Source organism: Sphingomonas faeni (assembly GCF_023195535.1).
GTDB lineage: Bacteria > Pseudomonadota > Alphaproteobacteria > Sphingomonadales > Sphingomonadaceae > Sphingomonas > Sphingomonas faeni_B.
This window is the reverse complement of the sequence record NZ_JALPNF010000003.1, coordinates 446,755-462,094: the sequence shown is the minus strand read 5'-3', so window position 1 is coordinate 462,094 and position 15,340 is coordinate 446,755. Positions and strand designations below refer to the sequence as shown.

Below are 15,340 nucleotides of genomic sequence, written 5' to 3'. Positions count from 1 at the left end.
AGCGCTAGAGGCCGCGGTACCGGGGGGTATCGCGGCCTTTCCTGTGTGCCCCGTCATCCTGACGAAAGTCAGGATCCAGGGCAATCAAGCGGTGTGTTCGGAACCCTGGGTCCTGACTTTCGTCAGGATGACGGGTGCGGGCGGGGCTGACCTACTTCTTCCGCCGCAACCGGCGGAACAGGCCGCGCTTGCTGAACGTCTCGAACATCTCCTGCGGGCCTTCCGGGTCGAGCACCTCGTTGTCGGCGAGCCATTCCTCGACCGAGGTCAGGTCCGGCACCTCGTAAGGCTGCAACGTCTTGCCCTCGCCGCGCAGCCGCTCGATCGTCTTGATCAGCGAGCCGGTCTCCGAGATCAGGTCGCTCACCACCTGCGGCTCGACGCCGAGATGCTCCGCGATCAGGCCGTCGCGGATCGCGACGATCCCTTTCGACGTCGCCGCATCGGTCGCACGGATCGCCAGGTCGCATTCGGTGTCGAGTCGCAACGAACGGTTGTTCACGTTCGATGAGCCGAGCCGGAACACCTCCTCGTCGGCGATCAGGATCTTGGCATGGCAATAGATCGCCTCGCCGCCCGCAGTGAACGGATGATACATCCGCAGCCGGTTATACGTGTCGCGCCGGTGCAGCGCCTCCATCAGCCGCGCACGCGCGGTATCCATCGCGATCGGCTCCAACCACCCCTGCGCAGTAGTCGGGTTGATGATGACGATCTCGGGACCGTTCGCCTCGTCTAGTCGCTTCGCGACCGCCTCGGCGATCTTGCGCGACGCGAAATACTGGCTCTCGATGTACAAATGCTTCTTGGCGCGCGCGATCTGGCCGAGGAACAACGCCTCGCTCTCGTACACCGGCTCCTGGTCGGACATTTCGGGCTCGCTGCGTGCGATCGCCACGTCGACGTCACGGAAATCGACCTCGAGCCCCTCGGGCCAGAATTTGCTGCCGGGTTCGCCCGTCTCCATCTTCATCCCGCCTGCGAGATGCCAGCGGCGGCGGAACAACTCGCCCAGCGCATGTGCGACGGGGCCCTGCACGGCACTAATGGCGTCGTGCCACGGCTTGTAGGGCTTGCCCGAGGGCTGGATGCGGTGCGGTTCGTCGTCGCGGTGGTCGCGCGTGTCCCAGCGGTCGCCGGTCATGTCGATGCCGCCGCAGAATGCCAGCGCATCGTCGATGATCACGATCTTCTGGTGATGCGACGCGGCGGTCGGGTGATGCCCGTCGAGCTTGGTGTGGATGCGCTTGTGCTTCATCCATTTCATCATCGTGAAGACCGTCGAGCCGCGGAACAGCGACTTGATCGCGCCGGTATCCCAGCGCAGCACGAACACCTCGAGTTCCGGCTCACGCTCGACCAGCCATAGCATGAATTCGCCGAGTTTCTTCGGCTCGCCGGGGCGATCGACGCCGGGTTCGAGTTCGATGCGAGCGTCGAAATCCCAGCCGATCAACAGGATGCGGCGCTTGGCCCCCATCATGGCGACGCGTGCGGTGCGGAAATACTTCTCCGCATCGACGATCACCGCCATCTGTTCGGCGCGTTCGACCCGCCAGCATTCCGTCCCGACCTGCATTCGCGTCCCTTCGTTGCCCGTCGGCAGTACCCGCGGCCGCGCGATTGGTTGCGGATGCACCCTGTATCGCCGCCCTCCGCGCGCCTATCTAACGCGCTGATGCTTCCTCCTACCCAGCCTCCCGCCCAGCGCAAGGTGATCCATGTCGACATGGATGCCTTCTATGCCTCGGTCGAGCAGCGCGACGATCCCTCGCTCAGGGGCAGGCCGGTGGCGGTCGGCGGATCGCGCGCACGCGGCGTGGTGGCGGCGGCGAGCTACGAGGCGCGGGCGTTCGGGGTGCGCAGCGCGATGCCGTCGGTCACCGCGATCCGGCGCTGCCCCGACCTGGTGTTCGTGCCGCCGCGCTTCGACGTGTACCGCGAAGTGTCCGACCGGATCCGCGCGATCTTCGCCGACTATACCGACCTGATCGAGCCGCTGTCGCTCGACGAAGCCTATCTCGACGTCACCGAGGATATTCGCGGCCTCGGCACGGCGGCGGCGATCGCGGAGGAAATCCGCGCCAGGATCAAGGCGGATACCGGCCTCACAGCGTCCGCCGGAGTAAGCTACAACAAGTTCATCGCCAAGCTCGCCTCGGACCAGAACAAGCCCGACGGGATCTGCATCATTACGCCGAAGCGTGGCGCAGCGTTCGTCCAGTCTTTGCCGGTCAAGCGCTTCCACGGCGTCGGGCCGGTGACCGCGCAGAAGATGGAACGGCTCGGCATCCTCACCGGAGCGGACCTGTTCGCGCAGAGCCTTGCCTTCCTCCAGGCGCATTTCGGCAGCTATGCCGAGTATCTCTACAGGGCGGCGCGCGGGATCGACGATCGTCCGGTGCGGGTCAATCGCGCGGCGAAATCGGTCGGGGCGGAGCGGACGTTCGAGACGAACCTGACCACTGCCGAGGACTTGCGTGCTGCCCTGCAGCGGGTGGCGGATGCGGCATGGGTCCGGATCGAACGACACGGCACGCGCGGGCGGACGATCACGTTGAAACTCCGCCATGCCGATTTCCGCACGATCACGCGCGCCCGGTCGTCGCTGTCGGCGGTGACCGATAAGGCGGCATTCCTGGACGCCGGGCTGGACCTGCTGATGGCACAACTGCCGGTGCCCGATGGTGTGCGACTGCTTGGCCTGACATTGTCGGGAATCATGGGCGACGAGGACGAGGTTCAGCCGAGCCTGCTGTGACGCGTGATTTTTTAGGCCGCTTTCGACTGCGCCCTATCGCCTGCGTCGAGCGTCAGAATCGCGACGGCGCCGAGCCCCGGCCCGTCGCTCTCGAGCCGCAAAGTGCCTTTCATGGCGGCCATGGAATTGGCGCACCAGTGTAGCCCCAGTCCGCCCGACTTGTGCGCACGCGTCGAAAAGCCCCGTTGGAACAGCATTGCAGCAGCTTGAGGTGAGAAACCCTCGCCATCGTCGCGGACGGCGATCGTAACCCGGCCATTCGCCTCGGTGATCGTCGCGACGATCGATCCACTTCCAGTCCCGCGCGCGGCGATCGATTCGACCGCGTTACCGAAAATATTGGCGATCACCTGGCTGAGGATGACCCGGCTCGCCATGACCGGGCTCGGGCCGGCCGGAAAGCTGAACGCAATCGAGGCGCCCAGCGAATATCGCACGATCGTCGCGTTGCGGGCGATGATGTCGCTCACATCGCACAGCTCCAGCGCGGGGCGTTCGTGCGCCGCTTTCTGTTGCTGACCGATGATCTCCAGGACGTCCGCCATTGCCTCGCGTCCGACTATCAACTCACGGCGCCTGGCTTCGCGGTCGGCGCTTTCGGCCTCGATCGCGGCCGCGACGAGCGCGGCGAGCTTGCCGCGACGCGCAGCGGGTATGTCGCCCCGAGCGAGTTCGGCGATCGCGCGGTCTAGCGTCGCCCGATCGATTGCGGCGGACTGCACGATGCCCTGGCTCAGGATCGTGCTGATTGGGTTCAGCGCGTTGCTGACGTTGTGCATGACCGCGACCGCGCTTTCACTCCGCCCCAGATCGAACGACTGCACTTCGATCTGTTCGCGCAGATCCTTCAGCTGTCGCAGCATCGCATTGAAACTCCGTCCGAGCGAGCCGACTTCGTCGCGCCGCCCGTCCTCGTCGAGCAAGGCCAGCGATCCCGACAGGCGAACCCGCTGCATATGGCTCTCGACACGGTGGAGCGGTCGCAGAACGAGCCTCTCGATCAATCGTCTGAGCACCAACAGCACCAGCAACAGCACCATGGTCGAGCCGGCGACTGCGAAGATCAGCATGTGCCGGCCCAGCAGCGAAACATCGCGGGGCACGCTGAAGCGGGCGTCGGCAACCGCATGACCGTCGGCACCGATCAACGGCACTGCAATCGTCACCTTCGACGATTCGCGAGTCACGGCCGCGACATCGCCGCGGGGCATGATATCGATCCGCGCACCGGCTTGGAGCAGCGTCGACAGATGCGGCGCGGTGATGACCCGCGCCATCAACACGTAGCCACGCGGACGTCCTCTGCCGTCCGGACGACGAACGCGTGCGACACCGATCGCAGCAACCGAGTTGCCGATCCGTGCATAAAACCGCCCCGAGCTGCGCGGCCCCAGCGCGGTAGCAAGATCGGTACGCGCAATCATCGCCCTCAGCCTCTGGCGCTGGACCTTGGCACGCGGTTCGCCGGCCGCATCTTGCCAGCCCGCGATCACGGTACGACCCAGCGGACTGATATACGCCATGCCGTCGACCCCTATATTGCGCATCGCGACGGGCAAGAAGCGCGAGTGATCGAAACCCTCGTTCGCATCGGCCATGTCGACATAACTGTCGGTCCAGTCGCCATAGTCGCGCACCGCACTTTCGACCTTGGCGGCATAATCGGACAAGGCGACTCGGGCGCGCGCGACATGCCCCGCGATCGCCTTGTCCTCGAGCTTGGTGAAGCTCGGCGTGATGACGCTCGCGAGCAACAGCGTGATTGCGATCGTCGCGATCAGTCCGACCGCGGTCATGATCATCACCAGCTTCCCGCCGAGCGACGACCGGGTCCGCGTCCGTCCGAACTGTCGACCTAGAAGAGGCGGCAGCCGACCCATCGCGGCAGAAGGCATCAGCTACGGATTCCAAACGTCTGGCGAATCTTGTGGTCGTCGTTCGACACGTCGTCCTTGCCCGTCAGCGTACCCGACAGCGCCATCGTCAGCGCGAGATCGGCGGTGACCGGACGGGAGAAGAAATACCCTTGCAGATAGCTCACCCCGGCTAGGCGCAGCGCCTGGACCTGCGCCTCGGTCTCCACGCCTTCCGCGACCACGCCCAGGCCGAGCGCACGCCCCAGATGGATGATCGAATGGACGATCGCCGCGCTTTCGCGCTCGCGGCCCATGCCGTCGATGAACGACTTGTCGATCTTGAGGCAATCGAGCGCGAACTTGCGGATATTGTAGAGGCTGGAATAGCCCGTGCCGAAATCGTCGAGCGCGATCCGGAAGCCCATCTGCCGCAGTTTGTAGAGCGTTTCGGCCGCGCGCTCGGCATCGTCGAAGATCGCGGTCTCGGTGATTTCGATCTGGAGACGCGCGGGGGCGATGCCTGCGCGCTGGACGCTCTCCATGATGTGCCCGACGAAATTGTGGCGGCGAAACTGGCGCGGCGAAAAGTTGACCGAGACATATTGCCCCGGCCATTGCTTCAGCACCTCGAGCGCCTCGCGCAGGACCCAGTCGCCGAGCTCGTGGATCAGGTTCGATTCCTCCGCGATCGGGATGAACGTCGCCGGGCTCATCAGCCCATATTCCTGCGTGTTCCACCGCACCAGCGCCTCGAATCCGACCACGTCGATCGCGTCGCGGGAAACGATCGGCTGATAGACGAGGCTGAGTTCGCCCCTTGCGATCGCCTGGCTCAAGCCGCCCTCGACGCGGCGACGGAAACGGATACCCTCGTCCATGCCCTCGTCGAACAACCGGACGATGCCTCGTCCGCCGCGCTTCGCATCGTTCAGGGCAAGGTCGGAGCGGCGCATGACATCGACCGGATCGCGGCCCTGACCGCCGGCCGTCACGACCAGCCCGGCGGACGCACCGCCCTGCACCGAATTGCCGAACACCTGAAGGCTGACCGAGCATGCCGCGACGATCAGGTCGCAGGCCATCACCGCAGCCTCCTCGCCCGACGTTTCGAACAGGATGCCGAACTCGTCTCCACCAAGCCGCGCGACGATCGCACCATCGGGTGTCGCGCGGTTGAGGATTGCGCAGATTTCACGGATCAGCGCGTCGCCTGCAAGATGCCCAAGCGTGTCGTTGACCAGCTTGAACCGATCGAGATCGATCATCACGGTCGCGAACAGGCCGTCGGCACGCGTCCGTGCGGAAAGCGCTCGCAGGAAGGCGAGCCGGTTGGGTGCGTCGGTCAGCGAATCATGCGTTGCCAGATGCAGCGCCCGGCTTTCGTTCGCGGCCAGCTCGGCAGCCTGTTCTTCGAGTTGCACCACCTGTGCCGCCAGCAGGTCGCGCGCGGCAGCCAGATCGCGATCGTTCCGCCAGCGCTGTGCGAGCGCCGTCGCGGTCTGCAGGATCTCGGCGACTTCGAAAGGCTTGGCGATGTAGAAGATCTTGTCGGCCGGCCCCGCAACCTTGCTGATTTCGACCGGCGAGAAGTCCGAGAAGCCGGTGACGATGACGAGGTTGATATCGGGATCGAGCGCACGAATCCGCTTTGCGGTTTCGCGGCCATCGATTCCCGGCGGCATCCGGATGTCGATGAACGCGACCGCGAACGGATCGCCCTCAGCCAGCGCCTGCTCGACCGCGACCACGGCGTCGAGCCCTTGGTCGCAATGCGCCAGCGCGAACGCCGGCGCATTTTCGACGGTATGGAGCGCTTCGTTGCCGAACAGCTCGCCCACCATTGCGTCCAGCGCCATGCCGCGGCTCGATCGCGGACCGGCGAAACTCCGCCGGTAGCTGTCGTGCATCGGCGACTCGTCGTCCACGATCAGAATGCGCATCGATAACCGCTCCTCGCGAGGCAGGACCGGAGCCGTCCGGCGATAGCCTACCTGCCTCCCGTCCTTGTGATGATGCGGTAACGAAAGGTGGTTAAGACGCCGTGAACGACGTTTCCAGTTGATGCCCGAGCGCCTGTCCGCCGAGAACGATCGCCCCCAAAGGCCCGGCATTGTTGCCGAGAGCGGGCGGCACGATGAACGTCTCGGTCAACGCCACCTCGGGCAGCGTGATGTACCCGCCCAGACTGCGCGTCATTGCCGCCCGAACGCGCGGAAACAGGTGCGACGCGCCCATCACGCCGCCGCCCATCACGATCCGTCGCGGAATACCGGTCAGCACGAGCGTGTGGCAAAGCTGACCCAGCGCGTCGGCGACGCCGTCCCAGACCGGATGCTCGGCCGGGGCTTCGTCAGCCGGGAAGCCGATCCGCGCGGCGATCGCCGGCCCCGCGACGAGTCCCTCGATGCAGGCGCCGTGGAACGGGCAATTGCCGATCCAGTCGTCACCGTGAAATCGCGCGGGACGAATATGGCCAAGCTCGGAATGCGTCAGCCCGTCGACCGGGCGGTTGTTCGCGATCATGCCGGCGCCGACGCCGGTGCCGACCGTGACATAGGCGATATCCGGCAGGCCCTTTGCCGCCCCCCAAAACGCCTCGGCGAGCGCGGCGCCGACGACGTCGCTGTGGAAACCGGTGGGCACGCCGTAGCGTCGCTGCAACCGTCCGGCGATGTCGGTTCCCGCCCAGCCCGGCTTGGGCGTTGTCGTGATATGGCCGTAGTCGTGCGAGTGGCGATCGATCGACACCGGCCCGAAACTGGCGATGCCGATCGCCACGAACCCGCTCCAGCGATCCAGCACCGCCTCGATCGCGGTCAGCGTCTCGTCGGGCCGCGTGGTCGGGATACGCACGGTTTCCTCGATCCGGTCGGGCCCGCGCGCAAGAATGCAAATGCATTTTGTCCCGCCGAGTTCGATCCCTGCGACCAGAGGTGCTTCCGTCATCCTGAACTCCCAACGCGTTGCTGGCGCCCGCTTCCTTCGCTGGAGCCCTCCCGTCAAGAGCGGGCCGGCCGTGCGATCACGGTGAACGAGGATTTCATCCGCTGTCGATCCGCCCGGTCATGCGTTATGCCTGTCGAGTTCAACCGAACAGACAGGAATCTCCCATGGCAAAGAAGCCCGCAAAACCGGCGAAGGCGAACACCAACGTATCGGTCGAAGCGCAGCCGCAGTACAAGGTCGAGTATCGCGAAATCCAGGCCTTCGGCACGCTCAAGCGTTTGCCGATCGCGCTCGAGGACAACGCACGCGCGCAGAGCGTGGCGACGCTGAACCAGGTTCTCGCGGACACGATGACGATCCGCGACATGTACAAGAAGCATCACTGGCAGATGTCGGGTGCGACATTCTATCAACTGCACCTCCTGCTCGACAAGCATTACGAGGAGCAGGCCGCGCTCGTCGATCTCGTCGCGGAGCGTATCATGGCGCTCGGCGGCATCTCGATCGCGATGGCGCACGACGTTGCCGAGATGACGACGATCCCCCGCCCGCCCAAGGGTCGCGAGGACGTTCCGACCCAGCTCGCCCGCCTGCTCGAGGCGCACGAGATCATCCTGCGCCAGGCTCACGAGGGTGCGCAGGCAGCCGATGAGTCGGGCGACGACGGCACCAACGACCTGCTGGTGAGCAACATCGTCCGCACCCACGAGCCGCAGGTCTGGTTCCTGGCCGAGCATCTCGCCGCGACCGAACTGGTCCGCGAGGACAAGTAAGGTGATGTTGCAATCCTCCCCCGTCAGGGGGAGGTGGCAGGCACTTGCCTGACGGAGGGGGAGGAAAGGAGTCACGGCTGTTGCGTGGTCCTCCCCCTCCGTCGCCTCCAGCGCCACCTCCCCCTGGCGGGGGAGGATTGAACCTGCTCGCGGTGTCCCGCTATTCGACGGTCACGCTTTTCGCCAGGTTCCGCGGCTGGTCGACGTCCGTGCCCTTCAGTACCGCGACGTGATACGCCAGCAACTGCACCGGCACCGCATAGACCAAAGGCGCGATCAGTGGGTGGACCTTGGGCATGGTGATCGTCGCCATGCAGCCTTCGCCGGCCGCCTGGATACCGTCGTAGTCCGAGATCAGCACGACCTTGCCGCCGCGCGCCATGACTTCCTGCATGTTGCTGACGGTCTTGTCGAACAGCGGACCGGAGGGCGCGATGACGATGACGGGGACATGCTCGTCGATCAGCGCGATCGGGCCGTGTTTCATCTCGCCGGCGGCATAGCCTTCGGCGTGAATATAGCTGATTTCCTTCAGCTTCAGCGCACCTTCCAGCGCCAGCGGGTAATCCGTTCCGCGCCCGAGATACAGCACGTCGCGGGCGCCGGCGATGTTATGCGCCATCGCTTCGATCGCTTCGTCATACGCCAGCGCACCGTTGAGCGCCGCCGGCGCCTCGGCGAGGTGGCGGACGATCTCGCGCTCCTGATCCTTCGCCACCAAACCCTTCGCACGTGCCAGATTGGCGGCCAGCGCGGCGAGTACGGCAAGCTGACAGGTGAACGCCTTGGTCGAGGCCACGCCGATTTCCGGTCCGGCATGCGTCGGCAGCAGCAGGTCCGCCTCGCGCGCCATGGAGCTGGTCGGGACGTTGACGACGACCGCGATCTTCTGCCCCTCGGCCTTGGCATGGCGTAGCGCCGCCAGCGTGTCCGCAGTCTCGCCCGACTGCGAGATGAAGAGCGCGAGGCCGCCCTCTTCCATTACCGGCGCACGGTAGCGGAACTCGGACGCGACATCGAGGTCGACGGGGACGCGCGCGAACTGCTCGAACCAGTATTTCGCGACCATGCCCGCGTAAAAGCTGGTGCCGCAGGCGACAATCGTCACGCGCTTGATGCTCGACAGGTCGAACTCCGGGATCGGCAGCGAGACCTCGCCCTCCATCCGCTTCAGATACGACCGAAGGGTCTGCGCAACCACGATCGGCTGCTCGTAGATCTCCTTGAGCATGTAATGCTTGTGGTTGCCCTTCGAGATCAGGTCGCCGGTGACGCCCGAGATCGTGATCGCACGCTCGACGGGTGCGTTGTCGCGATCGTAGACCTGTGCGCCGTCGCGGGTCAGCACGACCCAGTCGCCCTCGTCGAGATAGGCGATCCGCTGTGTCAGCGGCGCCAGCGCGAGTGCGTCCGAGCCGAGGTACATTTCGCCCTCGCCGTGCCCGACGACCAGCGGCGAGCCAAGCCGCGCGCCGATCAGCAGATCCGGATGCTGGCGGAACAGGATCGCCAGCGCGAACGCACCGTGCAGCCGCGGCAGGATCTCTCGTACGGCGGACACCGGGTCCATCCCTGCCTCGATCTTCTCGCTGACCAGATGCGCGACGACTTCGGTGTCGGTCTCGCTGGTGAACGTACGTCCGCGCGCGATCAACTCGTCGCGCAGTGGCTTGAAGTTTTCGATGATGCCGTTGTGGACCACGGCGACCTCGCCGGTGGCGTGCGGATGCGCGTTGTTGGTGGTCGGGCCGCCGTGCGTCGCCCAGCGGGTATGGGCGATCCCGGTCTTGCCCGGCAGCGGATGCGCGGCGAGTTCGTTCGCGAGGTTGACGAGCTTTCCCGACGCACGCCGCCGCTCGATCGCGCCGTCATGATCGGTGGCGATGCCAGCCGAGTCATACCCGCGATATTCGAGCCGCTTCAGGCCGTCGAGCAACCGGCCCGCGACGTCTTCGCCGCTCAGAATTCCAACGATACCACACATAACGCCTGTCCGTTCTCGTTCAGTCGACCGAGAGGAGCTGTTCGCCCCGCTCGATGACAACATGGGTCTGATAATAATATTTGCCGGTCGGGCGGCCGTCGTAGGTAAAGTTGATCCGTACCCGGCGGGCTTCGCCGTCGACATGGATCGTCCGCCCCTGCAACGCGGTGTCGACGGGGGTACCGAGCCGGCTTTCGAGCTGCGCCTGCGCGATCGGCCGAACCTCGAGCGAGAGGTTGCGCGGGTCGCGGTAGTCGCTTTCCGAATTGAGATAAAGGCTCGATCCCTGTCGTCCCGACGCACGCACCGTCATGACAAAGACGCCCGGATACGCACCGGGGGCCAGCGCCGCTGCCCGCTCGATCGCGACCATCGGCACTACCGCATCGCGCGAATTCTGAGGCGTGGCGCAACCAGCCAACGCTGCGAGTACCGCCAGTGCAACGATCCTCATGCCCGCTTCCTGGCAAGCATTCTCTCACGGAAACGCGCCGCCCAGCCGGGTTTGGCGATCTGTTCGGGGCGGACCAGCGCGAGCGCGTCGGCCTCGACATCGGCGGTCACCACCGAGCCGGCCGCGACGATCGCACCCGCGCCGATATTCACGGGCGCGACCAGTGCCGAGTTCGAGCCTATGAATGCGCCTTCGCCGACGACCGTGCGGTATTTGAAATAGCCGTCGTAATTGCAGGTAATCGTGCCCGCGCCGATGTTCGCGCCGGCCCCGATGTCCGCATCCCCGATATAGGTGAGGTGGCTGACCTTCGCGCCTTCGCCGATCACGGCCTTCTTCACCTCGACGAAATTGCCGACCTTGGCATCGGCGTGCAGATCCGCGCCGGGGCGCAGCCGTGCGAACGGCCCGACGGTCGCGCCCTTGCCGATCGTCGCGCCCTCGACATGGCTGAAGGCATGGATCGTCGCGCCGTCCGCGACGTGCACGCCGGCGCCGAACACGACGTTCGGCTCGACCACCACGTCGCGTCCCAGCACCGTGTCGTGGGCGAACCAGACCGTGTCGGGCGCGATCAGCGTGACGCCGTCGGCCATCGCCTGCGCGCGGCGCATCGCCTGCCACGCCGCTTCGACGCCCGCGAGCTCGCCACGACTATTGACGCCGGCCACCTCGTCCGCGCCGGTCTCGATCACCGCCGACGATCGGCCTGCAGCACCCGCGAGCCCGACGATGTCGGTAAGGTAATATTCGCCTGCCGCATTGTCGTTGCCGAGCCGGTCGAGCAGTGCGAACAGGTCAGCGGACCGCACCGCCATCAGCCCGGAGTTGCACAGCGTCACCGCGCGCTCCGCCTCCGACGCGTCCTTATACTCGACGATCCGGTCCATCCGGCCCGCAGCGTCGGCGATGACGCGGCCATAGGCACCTGGATTTGCGGGACGAAAGCCGAGCACGACGACGGCGGGCGAATCGTCGCCGCGCAGGCGGGCGATCATCCGCTGCATCGTCGCGGCGGTGACCAGCGGCACGTCGCCGTAGAGGATCAGCACGTCGCCCTCGAACCCGGCCAACGCCGCACGCGCTTGCGCGACCGCATGCCCGGTGCCGAGTTGCTCGGCCTGGAGCGCGGTGGCGATGCCGAGCGGCGCGACCGCCGCCTCGACCTGTTCGCGCCCTGCACCGGTCACCACGACCGTCTTCGCCGGGCGCAACGCAGCGGTGCTGGCGACGAGGTGCAACAGCATCGGCCGCCCCGCGATCGGGTGGAGCACCTTGTGCAGATCCGATTTCATTCGCGTGCCCTTGCCCGCGGCAAGGATCACGACCGCAACGGAATGGCCGGAAATCGGTTGGTCGGAAGAATGCGTCGTCATAGGATTTCCGCTGCCACGAAAGCCTTGCCAATTCTATACCGTGGCTGGCAGGCCCTGCCGCAATGACGCATTTTTTATTTGAAACCGTGGGTTTCGACCTCGACGGGACGTTGCTCGACACCAGTGGCGACCTCGCGGCGGCGGTCAACCATGCGCTGACGTCGGCCGGTCGGTCGCCGCTGACCGTCGAGCAGGTCAAGCCGATGATCGGCGGTGGTGCGCGGCATATGCTGAAGCAAGGCCTGACCGCGACCGGCGGGTATGAAGAGGCCATGCTGGACGAACTCCACGCCACGCTGCTCGCCTATTACGAAGCGAATATCTGCGTGCTGACCACGCCGTATCCGGGGGTGATCGACGCGCTGGACGCGCTGGCGGCGCGCGGTGTGACGCTTGGCATCGTCACCAACAAGATCGAGCGGTTCGCGCGGACCGTGCTGGCCGCGTTGAACCTGACCGACCGGTTCGCATGCATTCTGGGTGGCGATACGATGGCGGAATCGAAGCCGTCGCCGATGCCGATCCACGAGATGATACGGCAGTGCGGCGGGGGACGTGCTGCGTTCGTCGGCGATTCGATCTTCGACATCCAGGCGGGGCAGGCGGCGGGCGTTCCGACGATCGCATGCAGCTTCGGCTTCCTGATGCAGCCCGTCGGGGAATTGGGCGCGGATGCGGTGATCGACAATTTCGGCGAATTGATCCCGACGCTCGAAAGGGTCGGCGCATGAACCGGACCGTCCTTACGCGGGTCGCGCTGGTGCTGGCCGTGGTATTCGCCGTGACGATGGCGCTGCTGCCGAAGCCGCCGCATGTGCCGATCGATCAGTTCGGCGACAAGTTCGAGCATATGCTCGCGTTCGCGACGTTGGCGCTGCTGGCCGCGCTGTCCTATCCGACCGCGCGGCTGTTCCGGATCGGCGAGCGACTCTCGTTCCTCGGCGCGCTGATCGAGGTGCTGCAGTCGATCCCGTCGCTCCACCGCGATTGCGACATCCGCGACTGGATCGCCGATACGGTGGCGATAACGATCGTTTTGCTGATCGTCTGGATCGTCCGGCGCGGTCGGGGCGCGCGACTGCCCTAGGACTTGCGCCACTTCGTCCAGAGGTGCCGTGCGAGCATCGCCGGCGGCATCCGCAGCCAGTGCGAGCGGACGTAGAATGCCAGCCGCGTGACCGGCCGGATCGGCCTGCCCCAGCCATCGCGCGCGGTGATACGGCGGATGTAGAGACGATCGGTGCCGCTTGCCTTGCGGTCGCCGAACAGCGTGTCGACCAGGCGTAGCGACCGGGTCATTTCGCGCGACAGACCGTGTCGCTGCGCCTCGGCATCGAGCCCGTCGGTACCGAACTCGTCGATCAGGCAGCGGATATCCCACAGGTTGCGGAGGCCGCCGGCAAGGTCGCCGTCGGCGAACAGGTGGGCCGCCGCATGGACCAGCATGCCGTTGGGGGAGAGCGTTCGCAGGCCGCTCTCGAGCGCCACGCTGTCGTCGATCAACGCCCCCGCATCGGGCGTGACCCGGGTGGTCAGCGGCAGGATCGTATGATGGACATCGATCATCCGGTCGCGCTCGCGGTGGATCAACGGCGGGAGTTCGTGCATCCAGCGCCGGTAATAGGCGTCGTCATACGGGTCCGGCTTCACCCACTCCCAGCCCGCCGCGAGCAATGCCGCCTCGACCGCGTCGATCGCTGCGCGCGGCACCAGTATGTCCAGATCGCCGATCGACCGCCCCTGCCCCGCCGACAGTCCCGCCGCGACGAACGCGGTGCCCTTGAGCAGCACGGGCTGACATCCGATCGCGGCCAATGCCCGCCGGGCCATCTCCGCCTCCCACAACGCAGCGCGGCGGCCGTGCTCCGCGGCGGCGCGCGCATCCGCGAGGATCGCTTTCGCCGCATCCGGCATCGGCAAGCCGTCGACGCGCAGGGCAAGCGTACCGATCAACTGCTCCGCCCGCGCCATGGCCAGCAACGCCGTCCAACCGGCGGCATCGAGCCCGACCACGCTGCCCGGATCGGCGAGCGCGCGCGCGAGTAGCCGAGCATCGTTCACAGCGCCGACCATAACGCCTCGACCTGGTCGATCGCACTTGCCCCATCCGGATAGTCGACCGCGACCGAGGGGACGTCCGCGATCAGCCCCGTCAGCGCGCGAAACCCGGCCTCGCCGAGCGCCACGTAATTGGTCGAAGCCTGCGTCATCCGCACGAACGCTTCGGCGGGCGGCACCGGTCGCGTCTCCGCTTCGAACCCATAGCGCGGAAACAGCAGCAGCGCGGGCGTGGCTGGCATATCCATCAGCGCGATCGCCCGCGCATCGGGCACCATGTGGCGAATGTCGCCCTTCGGCGTTGCCGGAAGCAGCGGCCCCATCCGCGCATCCGGCCATGCCGCCTCGGCCGCGGCAATGGCGTCGTTCTTCAGGCTGATCAACCGTGGAAAGGCGTGGATCAGCCCGGTCGCGGGATCGAGCAACGCGAACTCGTCGCCCATGAACCGCCAGCCCTTCGCCGCGAGCAAGGTCGCCAGCGTCGACTTGCCCGCCCCGGAAATCCCGGTCATCAACAGCGCCCGTCCATCGCGCTCGACCGCGGACGCATGCAGCAACAGATAGCGCCGCGCGCCGAGCGCCATTTGCAGGTTCATCGCCATCTCGGCGGCGAGCAGCCCTTGCCGCAACGGCAAAGGCGCCGCCTCGGGCAGCATATAGTCGCCGCCGATCTCGACGGAGGGGCGGATAAACCGCCGCCATGGCCGCCGCGCGAACAGGCGCACGGTGAAGTCGGGTATGCCGTCATGCGGCTGGGGGTAATCGCGGTAGAGGGTCTCGAGCGCAGCGATCGGCGCGCGCCAGTCGGAGCCGATGCGGAAGCCGACCGGGCCGATGCGGACGGAGAAGGCGTGCTTCATGCGCGCTCGACGAGCCCCGCATCGACCAGTTCGTCGAGCCGGGCCGCCAGCGCCTCGCGTGTGCCGTCATCCAGATCATAGTCCCGGCCGAGCCGCGCCAGCAACGCATCCAGCGACGATGCCCCCTCCCCCAGCACCGCCAAAATCTGCGGTGCGGGTTCGGCCAGCAGGTGGGTGATCCCCGATGCGCGGTGATAGGCTGCGGTGAACGCGTCGAGCGGAGCGATCAGCAGGCTGCCGTCGGGCGCCGCTCGAAAGATCGGCTCGGGCAC

At 66.2% G+C, this 15,340-nt stretch carries 14 protein-coding genes; 4 read left to right on the top strand and 10 right to left on the bottom strand.

The genetic code is table 11. The annotated features are described in order from the left end of the window. Positions 1-151: 151 nt before the first annotated feature. Positions 152-1,579: a phospholipase D-like domain-containing protein gene (locus SPHN_RS09375; RefSeq protein WP_248522878.1), complete on the bottom strand. Its 1,428-nt coding sequence runs from the start codon at positions 1,577-1,579 to the stop codon at positions 152-154. Between the two features lie 99 nt (positions 1,580-1,678). Here SPHN_RS09375 and dinB point away from each other — a divergent pair, with 99 nt between their 5' ends. Continuing rightward, positions 1,679-2,761: a DNA polymerase IV gene (gene dinB, locus SPHN_RS09370; RefSeq protein ID WP_248522877.1), complete on the top strand. Its 1,083-nt coding sequence runs from the start codon at positions 1,679-1,681 to the stop codon at positions 2,759-2,761. Between the two features lie 11 nt (positions 2,762-2,772). Here the strand turns inward: dinB and SPHN_RS09365 are convergent, their stop codons facing one another. The 3 genes from SPHN_RS09365 to SPHN_RS09355 form a co-directional block, all read right to left on the bottom strand. Further along, positions 2,773-4,563 carry a CHASE4 domain-containing protein gene (locus SPHN_RS09365; RefSeq protein WP_248522985.1) on the bottom strand — a complete coding sequence of 597 codons (1,791 nt, stop codon included), beginning with the start codon at positions 4,561-4,563 and terminating at the stop codon, positions 2,773-2,775. 92 nt (positions 4,564-4,655) lie between these two features. Beyond that, a complete protein-coding gene (locus tag SPHN_RS09360) occupies positions 4,656-6,557 on the bottom strand; it encodes a putative bifunctional diguanylate cyclase/phosphodiesterase (protein ID WP_248522876.1) in 1,902 nt (633 codons plus the stop codon). 91 nt (positions 6,558-6,648) lie between these two features. After that, the gene (locus SPHN_RS09355; RefSeq protein ID WP_248522875.1) at positions 6,649-7,563 is read right to left on the bottom strand and encodes an ROK family protein; all 915 of its coding nucleotides are present in this window, start codon (positions 7,561-7,563) and stop codon (positions 6,649-6,651) included. Positions 7,564-7,727: 164 nt separating this feature from the next. Here SPHN_RS09355 and SPHN_RS09350 point away from each other — a divergent pair, with 164 nt between their 5' ends. Continuing rightward, positions 7,728-8,336 carry a Dps family protein gene (locus SPHN_RS09350; protein WP_248522874.1) on the top strand — a complete coding sequence of 203 codons (609 nt, stop codon included), beginning with the start codon at positions 7,728-7,730 and terminating at the stop codon, positions 8,334-8,336. A 160-nt stretch (positions 8,337-8,496) separates the two neighbouring features. Here the strand turns inward: SPHN_RS09350 and glmS are convergent, their stop codons facing one another. The 3 genes from glmS to glmU are packed head-to-tail and all read right to left on the bottom strand — an operon-like array spanning position 8,497 to position 12,150. Continuing rightward, positions 8,497-10,320, bottom strand: coding sequence for a glutamine--fructose-6-phosphate transaminase (isomerizing) (glmS, locus tag SPHN_RS09345; protein ID WP_248522873.1), 1,824 nt, complete (start codon positions 10,318-10,320; stop codon positions 8,497-8,499). Between the two features lie 19 nt (positions 10,321-10,339). Next, on the bottom strand, positions 10,340-10,774 hold the full coding sequence (locus tag SPHN_RS09340; protein WP_248522872.1) for a hypothetical protein: 435 nt from the start codon (positions 10,772-10,774) through the stop codon (positions 10,340-10,342). Continuing rightward, positions 10,771-12,150 (bottom strand): bifunctional UDP-N-acetylglucosamine diphosphorylase/glucosamine-1-phosphate N-acetyltransferase GlmU, encoded by a 1,380-nt coding sequence (gene glmU, locus SPHN_RS09335; protein ID WP_248522871.1) that lies wholly within the window; start codon positions 12,148-12,150, stop codon positions 10,771-10,773. Before glmU ends, SPHN_RS09340 begins: the two co-directional genes overlap by 4 nt. A gap of 62 nt (positions 12,151-12,212) precedes the next feature. Here glmU and SPHN_RS09330 point away from each other — a divergent pair, with 62 nt between their 5' ends. Both SPHN_RS09330 and SPHN_RS09325 read left to right on the top strand, forming a co-directional pair. Beyond that, the gene (locus tag SPHN_RS09330; RefSeq protein ID WP_248522870.1) at positions 12,213-12,881 is read left to right on the top strand and encodes an HAD family hydrolase; all 669 of its coding nucleotides are present in this window, start codon (positions 12,213-12,215) and stop codon (positions 12,879-12,881) included. Next, complete coding sequence (locus SPHN_RS09325) at positions 12,878-13,237, top strand: hypothetical protein (RefSeq protein ID WP_248522869.1); 360 nt, start codon at positions 12,878-12,880, stop codon at positions 13,235-13,237. The genes SPHN_RS09330 and SPHN_RS09325 overlap by 4 nt, the downstream gene beginning before the upstream one ends. Here SPHN_RS09325 and SPHN_RS09320 read toward each other — a convergent pair. From SPHN_RS09320 to SPHN_RS09310, 3 genes are read right to left on the bottom strand one after another with little or no spacing between them, the layout of a single operon-like run. Next, on the bottom strand, positions 13,234-14,223 hold the full coding sequence (locus SPHN_RS09320) for a nucleotidyltransferase domain-containing protein (protein ID WP_248522868.1): 990 nt from the start codon (positions 14,221-14,223) through the stop codon (positions 13,234-13,236). The two genes, SPHN_RS09325 and SPHN_RS09320, sit on opposite strands and share 4 nt — an antisense overlap. Then, on the bottom strand, positions 14,208-15,068 hold the full coding sequence (locus tag SPHN_RS09315; protein WP_248522867.1) for an HprK-related kinase A: 861 nt from the start codon (positions 15,066-15,068) through the stop codon (positions 14,208-14,210). The genes SPHN_RS09320 and SPHN_RS09315 overlap by 16 nt, the downstream gene beginning before the upstream one ends. Further along, entirely contained in the window at positions 15,065-15,340 is a 276-nt protein-coding gene (locus tag SPHN_RS09310; protein ID WP_248522866.1) for an HPr-rel-A system PqqD family peptide chaperone, read from the bottom strand. The genes SPHN_RS09315 and SPHN_RS09310 overlap by 4 nt, the downstream gene beginning before the upstream one ends.